This is a genomic window from Pseudochelatococcus sp. B33, from assembly GCF_053570585.1.
This window is the reverse complement of the sequence record NZ_JBSEFH010000004.1, coordinates 55292-80579: the sequence shown is the minus strand read 5'-3', so window position 1 is coordinate 80579 and position 25288 is coordinate 55292. Positions and strand designations below refer to the sequence as shown.

Below are 25288 nucleotides of genomic sequence, written 5' to 3'. Positions count from 1 at the left end.
GCCAGGTGGTGTCGATGAGCCAAGCGGTGCTGCCCTTGGCGGACTTGACGACACCTCGCGCGGACAACAGGGGAGAACGACCGTGAACGGCTACGTTGCGAAGCGCATGCTCCACAGCACCATTTCGATCATGGGGCTGATCATCCTCGTATTCTTTCTGGCACGGCTGACAGGCAATCCGACCGACCTCTATCTGCCGATCGACACGCCGGCCGATGTCCGTGCGGCTTTCTCCAAGGCAAACGGCTTCGACGATCCGCTGATCGTCCAGTTCCAGCGCTTCCTGGTCAATCTGGTGCAGCTTGACTTCGGCAATTCCGTGCGCCTCGAGCGTCCGGCGTTGGGGCTGGTGATGCAGGCCTTCCCCATATCGCTTATGCTCGCGGTCCTGGCGATGGCGCTCGCGCTGGTCGTTGCCATCGTCGCCGGCTCCATGGCCGCGCTTCGCCCGAACGGCGTGCTCGACCGCTTCGTCAACATCATTTCGCTCTGCGGAGCGAGCGTGCCGAATTTCTGGCTCGCTCTGGTGAGCGTTCTCGTGTTCGCGGTCTGGATGCGCTGGCTGCCGACCTCCGGCATAGGCGGCCCCGCCTATTGGGTGTTGCCGGTGATCGTGCTGGCCGTTCGGCCGTGCGGGCTGCTGGCGCAGGTTGTGCGCGGATCGATGATCACCGCGCTGTCCTCCGCCTATGTCAAAACAGCCCGCGCCAAGGGCGTGAAAAAACGCATTATCGTTTTCGTCCATGCCCTGCGCAATGCCATGTTGCCGATTATCACCGTAGCCAGCGATCAGGCCTCCGGCATGATCAACGGCGCGGTCGTGATCGAGGTGATTTTCGGCTTCCCCGGTGTGGGCCGCCTGATGATGGAGGCGATTCAGTACCGCGATTTTGCGGTCATACAGGCCGGCGTGATCGTCACGGCCTGCGCCATCTTCCTGCTCAACATCGTGGTCGATCTCGCCTATGCGCTGCTCGATCCACGCATCAAGCATACATGAGGGCAGGATGACCATGACGGCCCCCAACCTCGCCATGACGGAACCTTCAATCTGGCGCCAGTCGACCGGCCTGCTGTGGCGCGACAAATTTGCTTTTGCAGCCGTTCTGTTTCTCATCCTGATCGTTTTCCTCGCGATCTTCGGACCGTGGCTGTTCGGCGGCAGCGCCGGCAAGATAAACCTGATGGCCCGCAACGCCCCGCCCCTTTCGACCCATCTGGGCTGGCACTATGTCCTCGGCGCGGATTCGCTCGGCCGCTCCATCCTCGCCCGTATCGCCGTGGGGGCCCAGAACACCATGCTGGTGGCGACCGGCGCGGTATTGACGTCGCTGCTCATCGGCTCGCTGCTCGGTTTCATCGCGGGTTTCCGGAACGACTGGATAAGCGGCATCATCATGCGCGGCGCCGACGTGCTCATGAGCTTTCCCTCCCTGCTGCTCGCAATGATCGTGCTCTATGTGATGGGCGCGGGCGTCGGGAATATGATTCTCGTGCTCGCCATTACGCGCATACCGATCTATTTGCGCACCACGCGCGCCGAGGTGCTGGAAGTCCGCGAACGCGTGTTCGTGTTGGCTGCGAAGGCGATGGGTGCCTCGCCTTGGCGGCTGGTGTGGCGGCACATCCGCCCCACGGTAACGCCGACGCTTGTCACGATCGCCACGCTCGAATTCGCCTTCGTCATGCTTTCCGAATCGAGTCTGAGCTTCCTCGGACTGGGCATTCAGGCACCGGAATTCACCTGGGGCGCGATGGTGGCGCAGGGGCAGAGCTATCTCGCCACCGCCTGGTGGGTTGCGTTCTGGCCCGGCCTGGCGATCACGCTGACGACCATGTCCCTCAACCTTCTCGCCAACTGGATTCGCATCGTCACCGATCCGGTTCAGCGTTGGCGGCTTGAGGCCAGAAACAGCGGCAACGGGAGCGGCAGCAATGACTGAAACGGACAACCATCTCGTGGAGGTCCGCAACCTCTCCGTCGAGTTCCACACCAAGAACGGCGTCGTCTCCGCGGTACGCGATGTCTCCTGGTACATCGACCGCGGGGAAACGCTCGCCATTCTCGGCGAAAGCGGCTCGGGCAAGAGCGTATCCTCCTCCGCGCTGATGGGGCTGATCGACATCCCGCCGGGGCGTATCACCGCGGGCGAGGTGCTTTACAAGGGCGAGGACCTGCTGAAGGTCTCGCCCGGGCGGCAGCGCGAGATCAATGGCTCGCGCATCGCCATGGTGTTCCAGGACACGCTGGCGGCGCTCAACCCGGTCTATCCGATTGGCTGGCAGGTGGCGGAAACCTTCCGCTCGCACGGCGTGGCGCGCCATGAGGCGGACGCGAAGGCGCTGGAATTGCTGGAGCATGTCGGCCTCCCCAATGCGGCGGGGCGCTTCAGCGACTATCCGCATCAATTTTCCGGCGGCCAGCGGCAAAGGATCATGATCGCCATGGCGATCGCGCTGAACCCGGATCTCCTGATTGCCGACGAGCCGACCACGGCACTCGACGTCACCGTGCAGGCGCGCATCCTCAAGCTTCTGAAGGAGTTGCAACGCGAACGCGGCATGGGCCTTCTGATGATCACCCACGATCTCGGGATCGTCGCGGGCATGGCCGATCGCGTCGCCATCATGAATGGCGGGCGCATCGTCGAGACCGGGACGGTGAAAGAAGTGTTCGGGACACCTCAGCACCCCTACACGCGCACCTTGCTCGACTCCATTCCAGGCCGGCACGGCTTTCCCGAACCGCGCGTGCCGGCCGCGCAGAAAGAGGAGGCGCTGCTTCGCGTGGAGAAGCTTTCCAAGGAATATGCCAGCCGCGGCGGCCTGTTCCGCACGACGCGCCCGCCCGTCCTCGCGCTCGACGGCGTATCCTTCACACTGGCGCGCGGCGAGACGCTCGGTATCGTCGGGGAATCCGGATCGGGGAAGTCGACGCTGGTGCGCACGCTGATCGGGCTCGATGAGGCGACCGGAGGCGATGCCTTTTATCGCGACCAGAGCCTCATCCATGCCACGTCCGAGCTGAGGGATCTCGCCCGGCGGCAAATCCAGATGGTGTTCCAGGACCCGACGGCCTCGCTCAATCCGCGCATGAACGTGTTCGAGATCGTTTCCGAACCATGGGCAATTCACAGGGATGCGCTGCCCCACCCGCTGTGGCCCCAGCGGGTCGGCGATCTCCTGGAGGAGGTAGGGCTCAAGCGCGAGCATACCCTTCGCTATCCACACCAATTCTCCGGCGGCCAGCGGCAGCGCATTGCCATTGCCCGCGCCCTGGCGCTGAAGCCGGAGATCATCATCTGCGACGAGGCGGTATCTTCCCTCGACGTCTCGGTACAGGCGCAGGTGATCGCGCTGCTGAAGCGGCTGAAGGACGAGTTCGGCCTGTCCTACCTCTTCATCGCCCACGACTTGCCGGTGGTGCGCAGCTTCGCGGACCGCGTGCTCGTCCTGAAGAAGGGCATCATCGTCGAACAGGGGCCGACGCGGCAAATCTTCACCGACCCGCAGCATCCCTACACCCGTGAACTGCTGAACGCCGACCCGCTTCTAACCAGCCGCGCCGCCTGACGAAAGCCGATGTCGCCCCGGTGACCGGCCCATCGTTCGCGGTCGTATGACCATAGGGACCAAGATGACTTCAACGATCGACCATAGCTGGCTCAAGCGCTCGCTCGTCATGATCATGACATTGCGCGAGGGAGATGCGGGAAGCTGGGACGCCGAGAAGATGGCGGATTTCGCCCGATCCTTCTCGCTCGATGCGCTCGGCTTCTCGGTCGGCGGCATCGTCGCCTTCTATCCGACCCAGGTGAAGCATCATCCGCGTGCGGCGGGGCTCGGAGACCGCGACCTGCCAGCCGACATGATCGAAGCCCTCCGGAAACGGGGCATCCGCCCGATTGCCCGCATCGACCCCTCCATGGCCTCGCGTGCGCTCTACGAGGAACGGCCGGAATGGTTCGCCCAGGACAGGAACGGCAAGCCGATCGGCGTACACGGCCACTTCATCACCTGCCCGAATGGCGGCTACTACCGCGATTTCATGATGCGCGTCATCGAGGAGATGCTGATGCGCTATCCCTTCGACGCGCTTTGGGCCAATGCGGCGCAGTTTTCGCCCTGGCACACGCCTCAATGCCATTGCGGCGTGTGCCAGACGAAATTTCGCATACGCACAGGAAAGGCATTGCCTCAGGAGAACTGGGCCGATGAGACGTGGCGCCAATACAATGAATGGCGCTACGAATGCATCGCCGAGTGGAATGCCGAAGTACAGGCGCTGAAGAACCGCATTCGCCCGGAATGCGCCTGGATCCCGCTCAGCCAGGTGGCCGAGTCCTGGGACCATTCGCGCGTCGGGGGCTGGGATCTCGATTATACCGAGCCGCATCAGGACGGCATCGTGCTGGAGGCACAGCGACGCTACACCAACATGTTCTGGCCGGGGCTCGAGGCTCGGTACATGCGCGAACTCGCCCCTGAGAAAGGGGGCGGCATCACTGTCAGCTATTTCCTGCCGTGGTGGCGGTTCTACGGCGTGCCGGCAGCGGAGAACCGCATGTGGGCCGGCCAGATCATGGCGCAGGGCGTCATGCCGTGGATCCATGTCACTGGGTACCAGGAACGCTATTTCGACAAGCGCGGCCTCGACGCTCTGCGCGAGACGTTCGCCTGCTTCAAGGCCAATCGTGACACCTATCTCGGCAACCGTTCCGCCGCGGAGGTCGGGCTGGTCTATTCACGGCACAGTCTCGACAATATCGGTCATCAGGATCCGACCGGGCGCTATCTCGACCATTTTCGCGGTGCCTACAACGCGATGATGGATCAGCGCATCCCCTTCGACATTCTGTCGGGCAACCGGCTGACCCTCGACGCGCTGAGGCGCTACCGTGCCATCGTTCTTCCCAACGCGGCCTGCCTGTCCGACGCGGCCTGCGAAGCACTGGAAGCCTACGTCAGGGGAGGCGGTCATCTGGTCTCGACCTACCGCTCGGGCGACTTCGACGACCTCGGCAATCCGCGCGAGACACCGCTGCTGACGCGGCTGGCGGGTGTCGCCCAGACGGGCGTCACGTGGACCAATCTGCGTGCCGCCTATGCCGTGATCCGCACGCCGGCAGATCCGCTGATGGCGGGCTTCGACGGCACGGACCTGTTACCGGTTGCGGGCGACATCGTGTTCGTGCGGACGCCGAACGGCGAAACGACGGCCGCGCCGCTCACTCTCGTACCCCCGGTCGAGGGCGAGGTCGGCAGCGGCATCAGTGTGCCGGAATTCAATGTCATCGACCATGTCACCGATTATCCAATGGTGCTCGACCTCGCCGCCGGCCCCGGACGCGTCGTGCATTTCCCCTGGCAGCCGGATTTGATCGGCTTCCGCTACGGTCTGCGCGATCTGTTCCGTCTCCTGGCGAATGCGGTGAAAGCAGCAGCCGGTTTCCGGGACGTGCTGCGCGTCGAGGGGCCGGGCCTCATCGATCTGGCTTTGCTGGAGCGCGAGGATCGGCTTGTCCTGTCGCTCGTCAATTTCTCGTCGCCCGGCAGCTTCAACACCGGGCAGCGCCGCATCATCGAGGAGCTGGTGCCGCTTCATGGGCTGACCATCGCATTGCGCGCGCCCGCTGGCTTTACGGCAACAACCGCGCGGCTGGTCTTCGCCGGGCAGGAACTGCCCGTGGAGCGGGATGGCGACTACCTCCGTCTTACCCTGCCACGGCTCGATGCGATGGAGACGATCGAGATCATCCGGGCGTGAAGCTAGAGGCCGTTAGAACCTGTTGCGAGTACAGGGCGTGTTTGAGCATGAGACAGGCGAAAGTGACGATCTTCACGCGGCTGATGACGATCCCGGGTATCGACAGGGTGGTGGCGGCCAACCCGGACACAAGTCATTCGACGGCGGACAGATTCAACGCCCCATGCACATCACCCTCACTTGCAGAGGCGACACGCCGGGCGCTGTTGATCAATTGGAAAAGACGTGCCGGATTGATCGGGGTTTCTGAGATTGTCACACCGTAGTCACGAAGCGCATCTTCGATGCCGGAGATGATCGCAGGCGCTGCGGGCACCGTTCCAGACTCTCCGATTCCCTTCACCCCGAGCGGATTCTTGGGGCTTGGATACTCGACGAGATTGACATCGATGGGGGGGATTTCCGGCGCCGTCGGAAGCAGGTACTCCGCAAAAGTCATTGTGAACGGCTGAGCGTTGTCATCATAGCCCATCCATTCGAAAAGCGCGTTGCCAATCCCGTGCACGACCCCGCCGTGGATCTGCCCCTCGGCCGTCATCGGATTGATGACACGGCCACAATCGTTAACGACGACATAGTTCAGAAGCTTGACAGCACCGGTTCTTGCATCGACCTCCAGTTCCACAGCGTGGGCGCCGAGACCATACGTGAGTGCAGAGGTCTCGAAGTTGACCGCCGCCTCCAGCCCGGGCGCGAGGCCAACCGGGATCTTGTAACCTGGAGCCCCAGCGAGACTATCGGAGATATCGGCCAAGGATATGCGGCGATTCTTGCCCTTTTCCCCGATCATGCCGTCGATGATATCGAGATTCTCCTCCGGAACCTCCAGCATGATCGCAGCAGCCTGTAAGGCCTTCGCCCGGACGGCACACGCAGCAAGATGTACGGAGTTTCCTGCGGTCACGGTCTGCCGGCTGGCAAAGCCGCCAAGCCCCAGTTGGATAGTCGAGGTGTCGCCGCTTGTGACGACGATGTTCTCGGGCCGAACGCCGATCTGGTCCGCCGCGATCTGAGCGAGTATCGTCTTGAGGCCCTGGCCCATTGCCATCGCGCCCGTATAGATCGAGACGAGTCCGGATCGACCTACGCGCACGATCGCAGACTCGAAGGGGCCACGTCCGGATCCCTTCAATCCGGTCGCCATACCGAATCCGAGCAACCGGCCTTCACGCGCCGCCTCTTTGCGGCGCTGGGAAAAATTCGCATAATCAGCGCGTTCGAGAGCAAGGGCAAGACAGCCGGGAAAGTCACCGCTGTCATAGACAACCGCACTCTTCGAGCGGACTTTCATCGGCGTCTCGTACGGCATTGCGTCGGCGGGAATAAGATTGCGACGCCTGACTTCCGCCCGATCCAGGGAAAGCTCGCGTGCGATGGCGTCCATGACGCGTTCCATCGCGAAGCATCCCTCCGGATATCCCGCGCCTCGCACAGGTGCTGTTGCCACCTTATTGGTTTCTACGACGGAAACATGAAGGTGATAGTTCGGAAGTACGTACGGACCAGGGAAATTCGTCGATGAATTATACGGAAGGTTGATTCCCTGAAATGTATAGGATCCCGCGTCGCAGATCATTGTGCCTTGCGCGCCAATAAGCTTTCCATCGTCATCGAAACCGACTTCGATATCCCAATACTGATCTCTCTCCTGTATTGATGCCATTAAATGCTCGCGCCGGTCCTCAATCCATTTGATGGGGCGCTGCAGCAGGACGCTCGCGGCGGAAATCGCGACTTCCTCCGGATACAGGATGAATTTTGCGCCGAACCCGCCACCCACATCCGGCGTGACAACCCGGACATGGTCCTCGTCCATGCCGAGCATCTTCATGATAAAGAAGCGTGCTTCGTGCGCCAATTGAGTCGAGCTCCAGACGGTCAGCTTTCCGTCAGCAGGGTCGAAGCTCGATACAACACCCCGGCATTCGATGGGATGGGCGCCACCGCGATGCTGCTTCAAACTGAGAGAGACGCGTCGCGGCGCTGTCGCGACTGCCGAGCCCGCGTCGCCATAGCTCTGGATAAAATCGATCAGCAGATTCCCTGGGCGCGATACATGCGCAGGAGGCGAGGCGTCCAGGAGAGCATCGCGACAGTCGGAAACAGCGGGAAGAATGTCGATGTCGACATCGATCAACGCGAGCGCATCTTCGGCGATATAGCGATTCTCGGCGACCACCAAGGCGATCGCCTCGCCGACGAAACTGACTTCCTCGCCAGCAAGAATGAACGGCGAAATATCCTGCGGCAGCACGTCGCTTGGAAATTGAAGAGGGAGTCGATCCGCTTTCAATACCTTGCGTAGATCAGCCAGCGTGTAGACTGCATGAACGCCTGGCAGAGCACGCGCGACACTCACGTCGATGGACCGGATCAAGCCATGGGCAACCGGGCTCCGGAAGAATGCGGCTTCCATCAGATCATGCATGTGCAGATCATCGACGAAACGGCCCATACCTCGCACAAGATTTGGATCTTCGACCCGCTGATAGCGCTGGCCGATGAAGGAAGCCCGCTCACTTTCGAGCATCATCGAACTCCTTCAGAACGCATTTCGGCTGCCGCGGCCATCGCTGCCTTCACAATGTTTTGGTAGCCGGTGCAGCGGCAAAGATTGCCGGAAATCGCTTCACGGAGTTCCTCGTCGCTTGGCTCGGGCACATCGCGTAGAAACTCGACAAGCGTCATCAGTATGCCAGGGGTGCAATACCCGCACTGAAGGCCATGATGCTTCATGAAGGAACGTTGCAGAACATGGAGGCCCTTCGTGGTCTCAAGCCCCTCGACCGTGTCCACACGCCTTCCTTCGGCCTGGACCGCGAGCATGAGACAGCCTCTCACGGAAAGCCCGTCAACCAGAACCGTGCACGCGCCGCATACGCCGTGTTCGCAGCCCACATGCGATCCTGTCAGCTTCAGGTGGTGGCGCAGAAAATCGATGAGAGTTGTGCGCGCTTCGACGCTTGCGGAGCGCGGCTGCCCGTTGACGACTATTGAAACGGTGTGTGTGGAGGGAGCGGAAATCATTGACTTGCCGTTTACGAGAAAAGGTTGGAGGCTGCCTCCCTGAGTGCATCCTCGGCCATTGCCGCTGCAACGTGGCTTCGGTACTCAGCGCTGCAGTAATTGTCTTCAAGAGTTGCCAGCCCAAGACATAGGCGCGATGCTTCGACAATGAGCTCTCTGCTTAACTGCTGACCAATCAACAGACCCTCAGCCTGTACGGCGCGGACGGGTGCATCCGCTATTCCGAAAAGAGTGACGGAGGCTCGCTCGATCTTATCGGCATGCGATAGTCCGAGGGCCACCGCTGCACCGCCGATCGCAAAATCTCCATGCCGACGGGAAAACTCGCGAAATCCCGTAACGACATTCCCATTCCACGCTTTGAACCGCACCGATGTCAGGATCTCGTCGGCTTCAAGCGCCGGGGTCATATACATGACCGGAAACTCGGAAAACGGGATTGACCGTGTTCCGTTGGGGCCAGTGGCCTCGAGCATTGCGTCGCACGCCATCGCCGTGGCCGGCAGTTCGGCCGACGGATCGAGCTGACACAGACTGCCACCCAATGTGCCGCGGTTCCGTGTCTGAATATGACCGACGTAACGCAGCGCCTTAGGGATCAGTGGCAAATGTGATGCAACAAGATCGGACGTCATGAGCGTGCGCTGACGCGTCATGGCGCCAATCACGATATCCCCGCCATCTTGCCTAATATAGTCCAGCTCAGGAATCGTGTTCAGATCGATGATGCGATCGGGGAAGACGTAGCGCATGTTCAGCATTGCCATCAGGGACTGACCGCCCGCGAGAACACGCGCATTTTCGGACTGCCCCAGTAGAAACACCGCTTCGGAAAGAGTGCGCGGCGCGAAATACTCGAATGGCGGTGGTTTCATGGCCTAACCCAGAAACTGTGCGGGACGAACGCACCCGTCCGCCCCGCTGATCGCGACTAAAGTCCGTTACGCAGACTTTTGCTCATCGACCTTGTCCAAATCCTCCTGGGACAGGTGCGCGCCCCGACGCTGGAACAGCGACTCATCCTTGTAGCCCATAGTCTCGGGCATTCCACGACCGATCATAACCTGAAAATAGCAAGGTTCAAGGCTGGTATTGTCGTAACCGTGAATGACGCCCGCCGGACAGGAGATGCACTCCCATTTGCCGAGCCGCGTGGTCAGACGTTTGCCGGTCTCGTCTTCGACGAAAACGTCGAGGAAGCCATCGAGAACGAAGAAAACCTCTTCTGCCTCATGAGTATGGGGCGCATTTCCCTGCCCCGGCTCGACATACATAATACTCAGGGTAAATCCGCGCGGAGGGATGACGTTGACGTCAGCGAACTTGCCGGATCCGCCTGCCCCAATAAAGCGATGCTGCGCGCGCTTGTATCCTTCAATCTTGGCGTCCTCGAATGCTGCCCAATCCGCCTTACGCGTGCTGAAGCGCGCCACGTACCTATCCAAAATCTCTTCTAGTGACGCGTCCACCAGTTCAGGCGGGCGAGGATGGCGAGCTGCCATATTATTTCTCCTTTGCTCAGCAAAAAAACACGACGCGCAGCACGGCGTTCTACAGCACGACCTCCCTGGACGTGTCGCAAATGCGGTCAGCCGGTCGATTTCGGTTTCCACCTATGGTTACCTCCCATCCCACCGGCCGAACACAAAAAGTATGCAGGACTCGACATCTGCATCGCTCTCCGTCCGTGCCACTGCTCAACTAGGAACCGATTGTAAGCATGAGGAGCTTGACACAAATCTAACTAGTCAGTCAATATGCAATCATCCAGAGAGGGCGCACGCTAACGCCGCTCGACGCCGGCCAACTCCGAAGCATTAATGGAGGCGCAAAATGAAAAGTATTACAAATAGATTCCATCGCGGACTCTCCGCCTTGGCGAGGGACATATATGTCGGACTATTGTTATTTTCGACGATATTGGGTGGAGCCGCGCATGCTGAAACAGTAAGGATGGCATTCACAGGCTCCCCCACAACGCTCTCCCTACCCCTGTTTGTTGCGCAGAAGAAAGGATGGCTCGGAGATCTGCACATTGACGAAGTATATGTGACAGGCGACTCCAATGCGATGCGGGTACTTCTGTCGAAGGATGTCGATATCGCAACTATTGGGGCAGTGAACATATTTGCGGCAATTGAGGCGGGCGCCAAGATAAAGGCAATTAGTTCGTGGCAACCGATTGCTGATTACGAGTTTGTCATCGCAGAATCGAAGGGTAGCTCCCTTGCAGATCTGGCCGGAAGGATCATCGCGACGTCGGGTCCAGGAGGCATGCCAGATCAGCTCCCGCGCATGGTCATGCGTAAGCATAATGTCGATGAAAGCAAGTCGAGGTTCATCCAGGTGGGAGGGCACGCGGCCCGCCTTCAGGCGGTCATCGGCGGGCGCGCTGACGCGACCTTGATCAACTTCATTACAACCGCAAAGGGAGGGGACGCCGTCAAAGTACTGACGAATATATCCTCGGAGTTTCCTAAACTCGGATATGTCTGGAATGTCGTTCGCGAGGAGAGTTTGGACGATCCTCGTCTGGCAAAAATTTTCCAAACCCTTACGGAAGCAGGTATCCGGGGTTCGCGCTTGATCATGGAAAATCCGGAGGAAGCCGCTCAGATCCTTCACGAACGAATCCCTGATCTCGAACTCGAAATCTGCAGAGCTGCAGTGCTCGCTATGAACAAAAGCAATCTGTGGGGTGTGAACGGGGGACTGGATCCGGAAATTGCGGAGTTTACCGCAGAGCTTAACAAGAGTCTCGATATCCTGAAGACTGACATAGATCCACAGCAGCTACTCGAACCGCGGTTCGTGGATGCAGCACTTGAGTCACTTGGTACGGTCAAATAAATGGTGTGGCGCCCAATTGCAAAATTGGGCGTTCGATTGCAAATAATCCCCCCAATAACGAGGGAAACGATGTTGCAACAACACTCTGAGCCGATAATTGTATTCAACGACGTGAGTAAATTCTTTGTTGGCCGCGAGCGGCTCGGGAATCCACAGCTGTTGATGAATGTCGCGCTGGATCGCATCAGCGCGCAGGTGAACAAGGGCGAGTTCATATCCTTGCTGGGTCCAAGTGGCTGCGGCAAGACGACATTGCTTCGCATCGTTGCGGGCTTGATGCGCCCAGACGAAGGCCGCGTTACGTTCGCGGGCGACGAAGTCGTACAGCCCCGGAAGGATGCCTGCATGGTATTCCAGAACTTCGGGCTGCTGCCGTGGCGAACGGCCCTGCGGAATGTTGAATTTCCGCTGGAGATTGACGGAGCGGGTGAGAGCGAGCGCCGGGAGGCGGCTCGAGAGCTTCTGAAACTCGTAGGGCTGGAGCGTTTCGGTGAGCATTATCCACATGAGCTCTCCGGCGGCATGCAACAGCGTGTCGCCATCGCCCGCGCGCTGATACGAAAGCCCCTGCTCATCCTTATGGACGAGCCATTCGGAGCTCTCGATGCACAGACACGGGAACAGTTGCAGGATGATTTCCTGCAGATCTGGTCGCAAACCGGGGCTACCGTTCTGTTCGTTACACATAGTATCGACGAAGCGCTCCTTATGTCGGACAGAATCTTCGTCCTGGCGACGAACCCAGGCCGGATACATACAATATTCAAATCACCAATCGCCGACCTGCGTTTGGGATCCGACATGCGGAGCGATCCGCGTTTCGGCACGTACCGTGGTGAACTGCGTCAACTTTTGAAGGGAATGGAATGATGACTGTCATAGATGATATCCACCCCTCTGAAGGTGCAAAGCAGCACCGGCGGACGGTACCGCTGCGTCCGGTGCCCCTTTCCATTACGATCCGGAAATATGTTTTCAGTCCGAACGCTATTCGGGCGATATCGGTTATTATTTTCTTCATACTCTGGGAATATTTCGGACGCTATGCAAATCCGATCTTCATGGCATCACCAAGTGCGATATGGGCCGCGGCTATCGAGCTCTGGAACTCCGGTCAGATCCAGACGGCGACAATGCAAAGCGTTGGCCCATTTATGATGGGGCTTGTGCTTACTATCGTCATTGGCATTGGACTCGGTATCGCGATCGCCCAGTGGCCGATTGTTGAATATACGTTGGATCCCTTCATCAACGCGCTCTACGCGATACCGCGCGTGGCGTTGATTCCCCTCATCATTCTATGGGCAGGCCTGGGGTTCTGGGGGAAAGTCACGATTCTCACTTCGACAGCGGTCTTTCCGGTCATCATCAATACCTACTCCGGCATTCGAGACGTGCGTGGATCAATGCTGGAAATTGGCAAAGCTTACTGCGCGACGGAATCGCAGATCTTCTACAAGATCATCCTTCCAGCAGCTCTTCCGTTCATTATGGCGGGGGTCCGTCTGTCTGTCGGACTGTGCATCATCGGCATTATCGTTGCCGAATTCTTCACGGCTATATCCGGATTGGGCGGAATGATTGTCGAGTTCTCGAACGTATTCGCGACCGCGAAGCTTTTCGTTCCAATTATCATCATCGCCATTCTCGGCGTGGTGCTGACGCAGGTCGTGCAATGGCTGGAAGGACGTCTTTCCCGTTGGCGTCAACTCGAACGTGAGCGCGGCTGACGGCATCGCGATGCGAGATCAATTGCCCGCCACACCTGCCTGGTGCGCTCCATCAGAGACGGCGGGTGCAATACGCAATACAGAACACCCGATAGCGGGTGTGTCGGAGATAGAGAATGTCCGAAGTGAAGCGCCTCACTCCGTTCATCGGGGGCCAGCATAGTGATCAGCCGGGTCTGGAAAGAGACCTTCTTCGACCTCAGGACAACCAGAAGGGAGCGACGCTTGTCGAGACTGATGCCCAAGGTGTCGATGCAGCGGTCCGGAATGCGCGCGAAGCGTTTCGCAAACACAGGGCTTCGCCCTTACATCAGCGCGCCGGCTGGCTCAAATCTGCAGCGGACATATTGCATGACAACGCTGAACAGCTCGCACAGATAATCAGTCTTGATGTCGGCAAACCGATCCGTATAGCTCTCGTCGAGGTCAGGCGCGGCGTCGAATTCATGGAAGGATGCGCCGCGGTTCTGACCACAATGGGAGGCGACGTCATTCCGCTCGATGCAGTGCCGAACGGGGCCGGACACTTTGGCTTCACCAGATACGTGCCATACGGCGTGGTCGGCGCCATTACGCCATTCAACGCCCCTGTCAATTTGCTCATCCAGAAGCTGGCTCCCGCCATCGCCGCGGGGAATGCGGTCGTCGTGAAGCCGGCCCCTCCAGGCACAGACGTGGCTATTGCCCTGGCAGAGCTGTTCACGCGGAGTGGACTGCCGCCCGGGCTGTTCAATGTCATTACCGGTGATCGCGATGCCGCGATTGCTCTGGCATCTCATCCTGACGTCGCAGCGGTGAGCTTCACAGGGGGGACGGCGGCCGGCGAGGCCCTCGTTTGGGCCAGCGGCGTGAAGAAGTTCGTATCCGAACTTGGTTCCAATGCCGCTAACATCGTCCTCGCGGACGCCGATATTGATGATGCAGCGAGGAAGATTGCTTCGGCCGGATTTGAAGCGAGCGGGCAACAGTGCATCTCTGCGCAACGTGTCCTGGTGGATAGCAGCGTATTCGATGCGTTTCAGTCGAAATTCATCGCGGCGACGATCAGACTGAAGGTGGGGCCTGCCTCGGATCCTGAGACCGATATCGGCCCCATGGTCCATCAGGCCGCAGCCGATCGCGTGATGGCGATGTGCCGCGATGCGATCGCAGCGGGCGCAAGATATCTGCTTGAGCCAGCCCAGGTTGGCTGCACCGTCTCGCCCGGAATCCTTATCGATGTGCCCCGCACAGCGCGGCTGTGGTCCGAGGAGGTCTTCGGGCCGATCGTTCTTCTGCAAGCCTTCTCCAGCATAGATGAGGCGCTGGAGTTGGCAAATGATAGTCCGTTTGGCCTTCAAGGGGCGGTATTCACGTCCTCGTTGAAGAGCGCAATGCGGTTCTCGGATGATTTCGACGTGGGCTCGCTTTGGATCAATGAAGCAAGTCGCTTCCGGCTCGACATGTATCCGTTCGGCGGGATGAAGCTGAGCGGGACGGGTCGCGAAGGTATCCGCTACGCGATCGAGGAGCTGTCGCAAATAAAGTTTACGGGGATCAGGCCATGACCGCATTGGAACGTATTCGTGAGAACGTTGTGGTTGCCGGTCGAAAGGTCGTGACGGCCGGTCATCCGGCCGCTGCCTCAGCCGGCGTGCATGCCTTTTCCAATGGAGGAAATGCATTCGATGCCGCACTGGCTGCATGTTTCATGGAGCATATCGCGCTACCTATGAAATGCGGTCTGGCCGGCGACCTTGTTGCGCTATTTAGGACGGATGGAGGCCCATTCCAGTCTCTCGTCAGCATCGGCGCAGGTGCAGCGGCGCTTGCCCGGGGGGCGCGGATGGAGCATCTCGGTGCTGCATCCGTCGGGATTCCGGGCGCGCCCCACGGGTACGCAACCCTACACGCTATGGCGCGCTGTTCACTCGCGGATTTGACGGAACCTGCAATTCGGGCGGCGAGCGCAGGCATTCCATGGACGCGAGTAACCCGCAGTTACGTGGTCGAGGCACGGGATCTTCTGGCCCGCCATAGCCCGAACAATCCTTATGCTCCAAGGGGACGAATCCCCGAGATCGGTGAGATCAGGAGGCTCCCGGTGCTCGGAGAATTGCTTCGGACCTTCAATAAACGGCAAGAAGCCCTGTTCGAGGGCGAGCTCGGGGAAGAGGTTGTGCGCGTTATTGCAGCGGGTGGCGGCTTTATAGCGAAAGAAGATTTTCGGCAGCGGCCGGCACGCATCCAGCCCGCGATCGAGAGCCGTATCGGAGAGCACACATTTTCCGTTACCGGCGAGCCGACACATGGTTCTCAACTGATCCGCATCATCCGCCGCGTCATGGAAGGAGAAGACATTGTCGCTGCCGTAAGGGCGGAGCGTGACGCCGCGAAACGTGCCGGCAGAGCACGAGCCGATGGCGGCACGTCCGTCGTCGCGTCAGCAGATGACGAAGGAAACGCTGTCGTCGTGTTGCATAGCAACTCGTTTCCTCAGTTTGCGTCCGGGGTCGTTCTTGATAGCGGCCTCATACTCAACAACCGACCTGGCCGGGGATTTGACCTTGAGGCCCCATCGGATGCAGCCAACGCCCCGGCAGCGGGGCGCGTTCCCAAAACCACCTTGCACGCGTGGAGCCTCGAAAGTCCAGATCGCCATATCATTGGGGCGACTCCGGGTGGCGTGAACCAATTGCCCTGGAACGCCCAGATGATCGGTAATCTTCTCAGCGGGTGCGATCTTAACGATGTGATGATTGCGCCTCGATGGTCGCTGGATGCAAAGAACATCCTTGCCGCCGAGCCTGGCGCGCTACTCGCGCCAATGGAGCACGTAGCGATTGACGAGCTTAGTCTGCGATCGGCGCAGCAACTAATCAGCATTACACCTTCGCTACATAGGGCTGCCGCGGATCCACGGACCGGCGCCAGCGCTCAAGCTCTCTTCTGAGTAGGGGCAAACATGAAAATCGGACTTATAGGCTTTGGTGCTATTGGGTCGGCGCTGTATCGAGCACTCCAGCGGGAGTCGCAGGGTGCGGAGATCGTGGCGGTCCTGACGCTCCCCACCGGAGTCGCAACCGCCCAAGCCGCCCTCCCGTCTGCTCAGATCACGAGTAGTTGGGACGAATTCGATAAGTGCGATCTCGATATTGTTGTCGAGTGTGCTGGCCACGCTGCACTCCGCGCCTACGGACGCCGCATTCTGGAGGGCGGCGTCGACCTCGTTGCCTCTTCCGTCGGTGCGCTTGCCGATGATGTTCTGTTGCAGGAACTTAGGAACTCGGCATTGTCAGGCGGAGCACGGATTATGATCCCCGCGGGAGCGGCGGGAGGTCTCGATGCGCTTGCCGCTGCACGCCGATCGGGACTAACCGAGGTGCGGTACGCTTCACGAAAGCTTCCCCTTGCCTGGGTGGGCACCGCCGCCGAGGAAATGATCGACCTCCAGAAGGTGACAGAGGCATGCGCCTTCTTCACCGGCAATGCGCGCAGCGCCGCCCTGCGATTTCCTCAGAATGCAAATGTCGTTGCAGCGATCGCTCTGGCCGGAATCGGCTTCGACAAAACCGAGGTCACTCTCATGGCCGATCCCGAGACTCCGGGAAATCGTCATATCATCGAAGCCAGAGGCACCTTCGGTGAGATCAGTGTGTCCGTCATGGCCCACCCCCTGCAGGACAACCCTAAGACATCCATGCTCGCGCCGTTCAGCTTGGCGCGCACGATACTCAACCAGGCAGGGTGGCTGAATGTTTGATGGGCTGACGATAATCGATCCTCCGCAACTCGCTGCCAGCTGATATGATGCAGGTCATCAGGCAGCAATCGCGACAGTTGCCGAAGCGCAGGATCAGCGCCCTGCCCGGTCGGCAGCCATCTGGTCGCCAGACGCAGCCCATGACGGTTAGCTGCCCAGCTTAATGTTTATGTTCTTAACCTGCGTGCAGGCCAATAGCTCCTCAATGCCCTCTTCACGGCCGATGCCGGACAATTTATATCCGCCGAACGGAACGCCGATGAAATGCGGGCCTGCATGATTTACCCAAATGTAGCCCGCCTCCAGTTGGCTCGCTATCCGATGAGCGGTCGTCAGATCATGCGTGAAAATTGCGGCGGTCAATCCGTACTCGACGTCATTGACCATGCGAACGAGGTCCGCCTCATCCTTCCAGCGTAATACGCTGATTACCGGACCGAATATCTCCTCGCGTGCGATGCGCATAGTCATGTCGACGTCACGGAAAATCGTTGGCTCATAAAAGTTGCCATTGCTGCACGCTCGGCGCCCCCCAATAACGAGCTGGGCGCCGTCTTCAAGCGCCCAGGCAACATAGCGCTCCACCTTTTCCACGGACGCATCGTCAATAAGAGCACCCATCGTCGTTTTGAGGTCCGTCGGATCTCCCGGCACATAACGGCCCGCATATTCGACCATTGCTTCCAGTACTTTTTCGTAATGACTTTCATGCAAGAAAATGCGACTGGTCGATCCGCACGATTGTCCTGCCCAAGTGAGATTCATGCCTTGGATAGCGCCTGCTGCGATATCGGAGGGATCGGCATCCGGGAAAGCCAGCAGAGCGTTCTTGCCACCCAGTTCCAAACCAACGGACTTCATTGTATCGACAGCGGCGTGAAGAACGGCCTTTCCGGTCGGAATGCTACCAATAACGGCGACGCGTGCGACGTCCCGATGTGATGCGAGCGCGGCCCCGCTCTCCCGCGCCCCGGTAATGACATTGAAGACACCTGCCGGGAATATCCCCGCGTCATCAACGAGCTCAGCCAAGCGCAAGGCCGAGAGCGGTGTCTGAGCCGCCGGCTTTACAATCAGCGTATTACCTGCCGCCAGCGGGGCAGCGCAACGCATCGTCGCAAACATCAAAGGATGATTATAGGCGATAATTCGGGCGACAACGCCAAGTGGATCGCGAACAGTATAGTTGATGAAATTGGGTCCTAGTGGAATTGTCTCGCCTTTAATTTCGGTGACCAGACCCGCGTAGAAGTCGATGCCCCGCGCACCCATCTCGGCATCGCGCAGCATCTCCGAAATGGGGCTCCCGCAATCGATGGCATCGATCATTGCAAGCTCTTGCGCGTTCTCCCGTACGAGCTGCGAGAAAGCCTTGAGACACTCCGCACGCCGCGAGGGCGGGGTATTTCGCCACGTCTGAAAAGCCAGCTTGGCAGCAGCGACAGCTTTGTCGACAAGCTGTCCGTCCGCGTCCGTCGCCTCTCCAAGCGACACTCCACTCGCGGGTGCCGTGACTTTCATCACTCTGCTTCCTGAGTGCCAGTGGCCGCCAAAATAACAGCCACGGTTTCTGGGCAGTCGGACCGGGAGGCCTGCAATATCAAATAATTCGTTCATATCGTCCTCAGAATTTGCTTGCCAAAGGCGGATAAATTGACTAAAGAGTTAGTCTCATAGAAACGGACATTTTGCAAGCCGTGAGGGGACAATGTGGGGAAGCGATCTCATTGCAAAGGCGATAGTTGATCTTGGCTTCTCTTTCGCGGCAATAAATCCGGGCGCAAGCTTTCGCGGTCTGCACGACAGTCTCGTCAACGACTCAGATCAGGCGATTCCCTTTGTCGTTTGCTTGCACGAGGAGCATGCAATCGCTCTTGCGCACGGCTGGTCAAAGGTTACGGGAAAGCCGAGCCTGGCGATTGTTCACAGCAATGTCGGCCTGATGCATGCGACCATGGCAATCTACAATGCATGGGTCGATAGGGCTCCTGTGGTTGTCCTGAACGCATCTGGACCGCTCGACGCTGATCATCGGCGGCCCTGGATCGAGTGGATACACACGTCTCAGGACCACGGCGCCCTCGTGCGCAATTTCACCAAATGGGATGATGCGCCGGCATCGGCGCCGGCGTCGGTGGATGCATTGGCCGAAGCAGTCATGCTCTCTTCCGTCGCCCCGACGGGGCCGACCTTTGTCTGTCTTGATGTCGGCGTTCAGGAAGCTCTGCTTCCCTCCCCTTCGTATAAAGTTCCTGCACTGAAAGCGGGCAACACTGTGATTCCGGCCCCGGAGGCGGTGCAGCGCGTCGTCACGCGACTTGCGGAATGCCGCCGGATTGCCATGCTTGTCGGACGCACGGCCGTTGACACCGAGGCTTGGAGAGCTCGTATTCGTCTCGCTGAGACACTGAACGCTGCAGTCATCACAGACATCAAAACATCCGCCGGCTTCCCCCTCTCCCACCCCAACCACGTCGGGGCCCCGGGTTTCTCCCTTGATCAGGAACAAGTCGCGACGCTCAACAAAGCAGATGCGATCATTGCTCTCGACTGGATTGATCTCGACAATACCTTGCGCAGACTGGATAGTCGGCCTTTTGTCGCCGCGGCGTCTCTGGATCCGCTCGCGGCCAGGGGGTGGGTTAAAACCACGTTCAGGCCACCAGCCGTAGATGAGCTCTTTCTCGTCACCACCGACGCACTGGTCGGCGCCCTTCTAGACGCCTTGCCGCGGAATGGGGCCGATATGGCGCTTGAGTTGTGGTGGAAGGCGGCGGGCCCGGTCCAGGCCCCCGCACACGCGGAAGCCGCGTCGCTCTCGGATCCTGCCTATGCAAATATCGCATCAGGCATCGCCGCAATTCGAGAGGAGATGCCGGTATCGATAACCCGCTATCCGTTGGGTTGGCCGCCCGCGCTAACAAGCTTTGAAGAGCCGCTTGACTATGTTGGACGCGACGGCGGCGAGGGCCTCGCGTCCGGCCCCGGCATTGCGGTCGGTGTCGCATACGCCCTGAAAGAGAGTGGGCGGTTGACGGTCGCCGTGCTGGGAGATGGCGACTTTCTGATGGGTAACACATCGCTGTGGACTGCGGCGGCCGAGAATTTGCCGCTCCTCATCGTGGTCGCAGCGAATGGCGTTTACGGCAATGATGTCGTTCATCAGGAGCGTATCGCGAAGGACCGCGGCCGCCCCATCGAGAGAAAGTGGGTGGGGCAGCGTATCGATCATCCACGTATAGGCATCGCCGAACTCGCCGCCGCACTGGGGCTGCGATATACGAGGTGTGTGAGTGGCCAGGAGATAGAGCGGGCCATGCTCGAAGGCGCACGCTATGCCCGAAAGGGACGGCCAGCCTTGATCGAAGTGTCCATGACCGCGGCGTAATATTTACCGGAGGTAGATTCGTGAGCAATCGTCTTACGCTTAGTTTGGCATGTTGTGATTATGATCGATGCCGTTCACTGTTCGATGGCCGCACCAAAGCCGATGGCATCGATCTGGTCACGACCCCTCTCGAACCCGAGGAGGCATTCCATCGCGCGTTCCAGTATCAGGAATTTGACATAACCGAGCTATCGCTGAGCAGTTTCACAATGCTGACCTCGCGCGGTGACGCGCCTTATGTCGGGATTCCTGCGTTCGTATCGCGCCTTTTCCGCCATTCGGGTGTGTACATACGGACAGATCGGGGCATCGACCATCCGTCAAAGCTATCGAATATGCGAATCGGGCTTCCGGAATATCAGATCACAGCCGTTGTCTGGATCCGCGGAATTCTGGAAGAGGAATTCGGCGTCGACCTGCAAAGCATCGCCTGGCAGCAAGGCGGACTCGAGGATGCCGGCCGAGAGGAGCGGTCGCCGATCGATCTTCCGTCGTCCATCGACCTGAAACCGATTCCCCGCGATCGAACCCTGTCGGATATGCTCGAAAATGGGGAGATCGATGCCCTGATCAGCGCCCGTGCTCCCTCCTGCTTTCTGCGCGGAGCCCAGAATGTCGATCGGCTTTTTCCCGATTTCAAGACGACGGAGAAGGACTACTTCCGGCGTACCGGGATTTTCCCGATCATGCATCTGATCGGCGTCCGGCGATCGATCTATGATCAACATCCATGGGTAGCCGTGAACCTGATGAAGGCATTCATGGACGCGAAAGATCATGCAATGTACGAACTCAGCCAAATCGGCCATTTGTTCACGACACTGCCATGGTCCGTCTCCGAATTCCAGGAAACCGTAAATCTCATGGGTAAGGACTTTTGGTCATATGGAATAAATGATGAAAATCGTAAAGTAATAGAAAAATTTCTTGGGTATCACTATCGTCAGGGCCTGTCGAAACGGCTTGTCACCATCGACGAGCTTTTTGCGAAGTCGACGCACCATCTATCGAAGATCTGATTTATGGGCGGAGATAGCGGAGGATCATGTCACAAATGGTCTTCTTCTTTGCATTCGTCCTTGCCTTCGTCATTAGCTTTCGCTTGAATATGGCCTCAAACGTATAGCGATGGGCAACATAGTATGCGGACAGGGAGGTAATCGATATATACAGATCAATGGGATCAATGCCGGACCGGAAGACGCCTTCTCTTTCACCGCGGCCAAGTATGTCGCTCAGGCTTGCGACAAGCGGATGATACATGTTTTGAATCTTTGTAGATTTTTTGACATGTGCCGCCTTGTGGAGGTTCTCGCTGGCGAGGAGACGATTCAGTTCCGGAACTTCGATCCAGATGTCCGCCGTATGTTCAATGAGGGCCCGCATGGCCGATACAGGGTCGAGCTCTTTCAATGACAGGTCGTCCTGCCTCGAACGAACCGTCTCGTAGACGCTCTCCAACACTTCGACAAACAGGTTCTCCTTGCTGCCAAAGTAGTGATAAATCATGTTCTTATTGACGCCAGACGCCAGTGCAATTTCGTCGACTCGAGCACCGTCGATGCCCTTCATCGCGAATTCCTGCAGGGCCGCACTCAAAATCTTATCGCGCGAGCCGCCGTTTTGCCGAGCCCGTGTCGGCTTCGTTTTCCTATCGCTCATAGGGTACAACTAACCGGTTCGTTTTTGGAGGAAAAGACGTTTTTGATTCATTGAATCGGTATTCTGTTGAAAATCGGCAGTGTCGCAGAGCAGATTGGAACAACTCCAGCATGGATGGTGTCTCGGACACCTCCCAGGGAAGAAACCTATTGATAAAAATCTCAAACTCCATCAATGAGGTCAATGATGCAGATCAAGAATAGCTTCAACGTTCCGCTTGCGCCACCGGAGACGTGGGATCTGCTGATGGACATCCCCCGCATCGTACCGTGCATGCCTGGTGCGGAATTAACCGAGCAGGTTGGCGAGAAGGCCTACAAAGGCAAAGTCTCCGTCAAGCTCGGGCCGGTGGCTCTCGCATTTGCCGGGACGGCACGCTTCGAGCGCATTGATGAAGATAACCGGGAGGCGGTCGTCACGGCGCAGGGCGCGGACACGAAGGGTCGTGGCAATGCAAGCGGACAGGTGCATTTCTCGCTTCAACCCAGCGGCGCGGGAACCACCGTTAGCGTCATTACAGACCTCACGCTGACCGGAGCCGTTGCTCAATATGGCCGAGCTTCCGGCGTTATCCAGGGTGTTGCGACGCAGCTAATCAACGAGTTCGCGGGTGCGTTGAAGAAATCTCTTGCGCAGACTGATGCAGATCCGGCGGGAGCAGAGCAGGTGGCACAGTCGCCGGCGACACCGGTCCGTGAAACTCCCGTAGCCAAGCCGATTTCCGGTTTTTCCCTGATACTTAAGGTCATCTGGGAACGGATGAAGAGAATCTGGCCGCAGCCCCGTCACTGAAGGGTATGGCGAATTCTCGGCCCCTGCGTTCGAGGTGACGACCTGCATCGGCGTGCCGTTCGAGATCGAGCGCGAGGTCGACTGTCAATCGGCGTTGAACTGCGGCTCTGACGCAATTCTCCACGCCGAGACACCCATGATCCCGTCAAGTCCGGCCGCCGAACATCGGTTGGCCGGGCGTATCCACCCGCGCCATCATCACGCAGCCGCTCTCGGCCTCGGTCATGTAAAGACTGCGGCCGTCGGGGCCGCCATAAGCGACATTGGTCGGCGAGCGCCCCTCGGGCATGTTGATCCGCAGCACCGGCTCGCCGACCGCGTTGAACACCCAGACCGCGCCGAGGCCGATGTGGGCCACGGCGAGGCCATCGGCCGAATCGAGGGCGATGCCGTCCGGACCGACGCCGCCGCTCATGCGGATAAAGGGGCCGACTTTCGACACGGAGCCGTCCAGGAGACGTGGCAGCCGCCAGATGGCGTTGTCGCGGGTCACCGCGATATAAAGGCAGGATTCCTCCCGGTTCATGACAAGACCATTGGGGCTGGGGATCCGGTCCATGACGAGCTTCAGCGCCCCCGAGGCCTCAAGGCAAAAGACCCGGCCGGAAGGATCCTGCTGGCCGGTTTGGCCTTGATCGGTAAAGTAAAGATCGCCGTTCGAGGCGAAGAACAGGTCGTTCAGGCCCTTGAACGGCCCGTCGGGAGCTTCCTCGACGAGCGGCGTGACATGTCCCGTGCCGGGATCGAGCAACATCAGCCCGCGCTTGTGATCGGCCAGGAAGATCCGGCCGTCCCGATGGATCTTCAGGCCGTTGGGCTGGCCATCATATTCCGTGATGACCGTGAACTCCCCCTCCGGCGATACCCGAAACACACGGCCGAAGGGAACGTCCACGAGATACAGCCGGCCGGCGGCGTCGAACGACGGGCCTTCCAGAAGCGAATGGCGCTTCGCGCCGCGCAGGTGCAGGTCGAGCCAGGCGGAAGGCCGGCCCGCCAGACGCAAGCGGTCGGGAAGGCGCGCGAAAGGCTCGGCGACGACGGTCGGGGGTGGAGCGAACATCGGAACTCCTCAGTGCTGCGCCCTGGGGGCAATCTTGCGAAGGCGACCTATCCGACGAGGTTCGTGCCGCTGCCCGTGGCGCGCAGGAGCGCCTTGTGCTGAGGCGGGGCAGTGCTGCCGCGGACGATGAGGCTGACCTCGACCTCGGCCATGGCGATGATCGGCTCGCCCTGCAGGCGGCGCACGATATAATCGCCCGCCATCGCCCCGATCTGCTCGGCCGGAATGCGCAGCGTCGTCAGCGGCGGGACGAGATGGGCGGCATAATCGAGGTCGTTGAAGCCGGTGATCGAAATCTCGCCGGGAATATTGACGCCGAGGGAGGTCGCTTCAATAAGGCCGCCGAACGCGAGTTGATCGTTACCGCAGACGACGGCCGTCGGCCGATCGTCGGAGGCGAGGAGCGCGCGCATGGCGAGCCTGCCGTCGAGAATGCGGTACGGGTGTTCGACGACGAGCTGGGAACGGAGCTTGAGGCCGTGCCGCTTGAGGCTTGCCTTTATCCCCGCCACGCGGGCGGCCGCGCGATCGTTCAATTGCGTTCGGCCCATGATGGTGCTGATGTCGGTGTGGCCGAGGCCGACCAGATATTCGATGATCTGTCCCGCGGCCTTCTCGTTGTCGAAACCGACACAGGGCTTGTCCGCGGTCAGCGTCCATGTTTCGACGAAGATGGTGCCCGTCCGCTCGAGCATGGGCATGAGATGGGGATCGTGATGGTCGCCCACCAGAACCAGTCCATCGACGCCATGCGTCAGCAGCGCCGTCACCTCCCGCAGTTCGACCGCCGGATCGTAGCCGCTGCTCGCCAGGAGCAGGGTATAGCCGGCCTGCTCGATGCGCTTCTGGAGAGCGGCAATGGCCACTGCAAAGCCACTGTTCTCGATGGCCGGGACGACGGCGCCGATCGCGCGCGTGCGGCGTGAAGAGAGGGCGCGGGCGGCGCCGTTGGGCACGTAGCCGAGGTCGGAACAGGCGCGCTCGACCCGCTGCCGGATATCGTCGCTGACCTTCGCCGTTCCATTGAGAACCCGGGAAACACTGGCGATGGAGACTTCGGCCAGCCGGGCGACGTCCTCCAGTCCAACCGTGCCGTCCGGGCGTCTCAGCGGCCTGCCGGAATCCGATTTCGCCATGTGTCTGTCCTTAAGAGCGTCTATCCTTGAGAGCGTCTGTCCCTAAAAGCGTTCGACCCTGCTGACGTATCCCCGGTTCCATAACCATGGGGCGCCGTCCGGGTAAACCACCTTTTCCTCTATCCCGACAT

At 59.5% G+C, this 25288-nt stretch carries 21 protein-coding genes; 13 read left to right on the top strand and 8 right to left on the bottom strand.

All coding sequences use genetic code 11. The features are described 5' to 3' along the window. Nucleotides 1-82: 82 nt before the first annotated feature. From ACUSIJ_RS05425 to ACUSIJ_RS05410, 4 genes are all read left to right on the top strand, one after another. Complete coding sequence (locus ACUSIJ_RS05425) at nucleotides 83-1000, top strand: ABC transporter permease (RefSeq protein ID WP_449307361.1); 918 nt, start codon at nucleotides 83-85, stop codon at nucleotides 998-1000. A gap of 7 nt (nucleotides 1001-1007) precedes the next feature. Continuing rightward, the gene (locus tag ACUSIJ_RS05420) at nucleotides 1008-1943 is read left to right on the top strand and encodes an ABC transporter permease (protein ID WP_449307360.1); all 936 of its coding nucleotides are present in this window, start codon (nucleotides 1008-1010) and stop codon (nucleotides 1941-1943) included. Then, nucleotides 1936-3573, top strand: coding sequence for an ABC transporter ATP-binding protein (locus tag ACUSIJ_RS05415; protein WP_449307359.1), 1638 nt, complete (start codon nucleotides 1936-1938; stop codon nucleotides 3571-3573). Before ACUSIJ_RS05420 ends, ACUSIJ_RS05415 begins: the two co-directional genes overlap by 8 nt. 64 nt (nucleotides 3574-3637) lie before the next feature. Next, nucleotides 3638-5767, top strand: a complete 2130-nt coding sequence (locus ACUSIJ_RS05410) for a beta-galactosidase trimerization domain-containing protein (protein ID WP_449307358.1) — start codon at nucleotides 3638-3640, stop codon at nucleotides 5765-5767. A 133-nt stretch (nucleotides 5768-5900) separates the two neighbouring features. Here the strand turns inward: ACUSIJ_RS05410 and ACUSIJ_RS05405 are convergent, their stop codons facing one another. The 4 genes from ACUSIJ_RS05405 to ACUSIJ_RS05390 form a co-directional block, all read right to left on the bottom strand. Continuing rightward, on the bottom strand, nucleotides 5901-8300 hold the full coding sequence (locus ACUSIJ_RS05405; RefSeq protein WP_449307357.1) for a xanthine dehydrogenase family protein molybdopterin-binding subunit: 2400 nt from the start codon (nucleotides 8298-8300) through the stop codon (nucleotides 5901-5903). Further along, nucleotides 8297-8794 (bottom strand): (2Fe-2S)-binding protein, encoded by a 498-nt coding sequence (locus tag ACUSIJ_RS05400; RefSeq protein ID WP_449307356.1) that lies wholly within the window; start codon nucleotides 8792-8794, stop codon nucleotides 8297-8299. Before ACUSIJ_RS05400 ends, ACUSIJ_RS05405 begins: the two co-directional genes overlap by 4 nt. A gap of 11 nt (nucleotides 8795-8805) precedes the next feature. Then, nucleotides 8806-9669 (bottom strand): FAD binding domain-containing protein, encoded by an 864-nt coding sequence (locus ACUSIJ_RS05395; RefSeq protein WP_449307355.1) that lies wholly within the window; start codon nucleotides 9667-9669, stop codon nucleotides 8806-8808. A 66-nt stretch (nucleotides 9670-9735) separates the two neighbouring features. Then, nucleotides 9736-10296 carry a cupin domain-containing protein gene (locus tag ACUSIJ_RS05390; protein WP_449307354.1) on the bottom strand — a complete coding sequence of 187 codons (561 nt, stop codon included), beginning with the start codon at nucleotides 10294-10296 and terminating at the stop codon, nucleotides 9736-9738. A 331-nt stretch (nucleotides 10297-10627) separates the two neighbouring features. Between ACUSIJ_RS05390 and ACUSIJ_RS05385 the strand changes: the two genes are divergently transcribed. The 6 genes from ACUSIJ_RS05385 to ACUSIJ_RS05360 all read left to right on the top strand — a co-directional run bounded on the left by ACUSIJ_RS05385 (nucleotide 10628) and on the right by ACUSIJ_RS05360 (nucleotide 17116). Further along, nucleotides 10628-11644, top strand: a complete 1017-nt coding sequence (locus tag ACUSIJ_RS05385; protein WP_449307353.1) for an ABC transporter substrate-binding protein — start codon at nucleotides 10628-10630, stop codon at nucleotides 11642-11644. A gap of 69 nt (nucleotides 11645-11713) precedes the next feature. Then, the gene (locus ACUSIJ_RS05380) at nucleotides 11714-12514 is read left to right on the top strand and encodes an ABC transporter ATP-binding protein (protein ID WP_449307352.1); all 801 of its coding nucleotides are present in this window, start codon (nucleotides 11714-11716) and stop codon (nucleotides 12512-12514) included. Further along, complete coding sequence (locus tag ACUSIJ_RS05375; RefSeq protein WP_449307351.1) at nucleotides 12511-13374, top strand: ABC transporter permease; 864 nt, start codon at nucleotides 12511-12513, stop codon at nucleotides 13372-13374. Before ACUSIJ_RS05380 ends, ACUSIJ_RS05375 begins: the two co-directional genes overlap by 4 nt. 116 nt (nucleotides 13375-13490) lie before the next feature. Beyond that, on the top strand, nucleotides 13491-14921 hold the full coding sequence (locus ACUSIJ_RS05370; protein WP_449307350.1) for an aldehyde dehydrogenase family protein: 1431 nt from the start codon (nucleotides 13491-13493) through the stop codon (nucleotides 14919-14921). Then, complete coding sequence (locus ACUSIJ_RS05365; RefSeq protein ID WP_449307349.1) at nucleotides 14918-16306, top strand: gamma-glutamyltransferase; 1389 nt, start codon at nucleotides 14918-14920, stop codon at nucleotides 16304-16306. Before ACUSIJ_RS05370 ends, ACUSIJ_RS05365 begins: the two co-directional genes overlap by 4 nt. Before the next feature lie 12 nt (nucleotides 16307-16318). Beyond that, the gene (locus ACUSIJ_RS05360) at nucleotides 16319-17116 is read left to right on the top strand and encodes an aspartate dehydrogenase (RefSeq protein WP_449307348.1); all 798 of its coding nucleotides are present in this window, start codon (nucleotides 16319-16321) and stop codon (nucleotides 17114-17116) included. 147 nt (nucleotides 17117-17263) lie between these two features. On the opposite strand, the gene ACUSIJ_RS05355 is transcribed toward ACUSIJ_RS05360, so the two are convergent. After that, entirely contained in the window at nucleotides 17264-18637 is a 1374-nt protein-coding gene (locus ACUSIJ_RS05355; RefSeq protein WP_449307347.1) for an aldehyde dehydrogenase family protein, read from the bottom strand. Between the two features lie 187 nt (nucleotides 18638-18824). Between ACUSIJ_RS05355 and ACUSIJ_RS05350 the strand changes: the two genes are divergently transcribed. Continuing rightward, complete coding sequence (locus tag ACUSIJ_RS05350; RefSeq protein ID WP_449307346.1) at nucleotides 18825-20504, top strand: thiamine pyrophosphate-binding protein; 1680 nt, start codon at nucleotides 18825-18827, stop codon at nucleotides 20502-20504. 20 nt (nucleotides 20505-20524) lie between these two features. Further along, nucleotides 20525-21523: an ABC transporter substrate-binding protein gene (locus tag ACUSIJ_RS05345; RefSeq protein ID WP_449307345.1), complete on the top strand. Its 999-nt coding sequence runs from the start codon at nucleotides 20525-20527 to the stop codon at nucleotides 21521-21523. Nucleotide 21524: 1 nt separating this feature from the next. On the opposite strand, the gene ACUSIJ_RS05340 is transcribed toward ACUSIJ_RS05345, so the two are convergent. Then, nucleotides 21525-22166 carry a TetR/AcrR family transcriptional regulator gene (locus ACUSIJ_RS05340; protein WP_449307344.1) on the bottom strand — a complete coding sequence of 214 codons (642 nt, stop codon included), beginning with the start codon at nucleotides 22164-22166 and terminating at the stop codon, nucleotides 21525-21527. A 183-nt stretch (nucleotides 22167-22349) separates the two neighbouring features. Here ACUSIJ_RS05340 and ACUSIJ_RS05335 point away from each other — a divergent pair, with 183 nt between their 5' ends. Continuing rightward, nucleotides 22350-22958 (top strand): SRPBCC family protein, encoded by a 609-nt coding sequence (locus ACUSIJ_RS05335; RefSeq protein ID WP_449307343.1) that lies wholly within the window; start codon nucleotides 22350-22352, stop codon nucleotides 22956-22958. A 145-nt stretch (nucleotides 22959-23103) separates the two neighbouring features. Here the strand turns inward: ACUSIJ_RS05335 and ACUSIJ_RS05330 are convergent, their stop codons facing one another. After that, entirely contained in the window at nucleotides 23104-24021 is a 918-nt protein-coding gene (locus ACUSIJ_RS05330) for an SMP-30/gluconolactonase/LRE family protein (RefSeq protein ID WP_449307342.1), read from the bottom strand. 47 nt (nucleotides 24022-24068) lie between these two features. Beyond that, on the bottom strand, nucleotides 24069-25157 hold the full coding sequence (locus ACUSIJ_RS05325; protein ID WP_449307341.1) for a LacI family DNA-binding transcriptional regulator: 1089 nt from the start codon (nucleotides 25155-25157) through the stop codon (nucleotides 24069-24071). Nucleotides 25158-25288 lie beyond the last annotated feature (131 nt).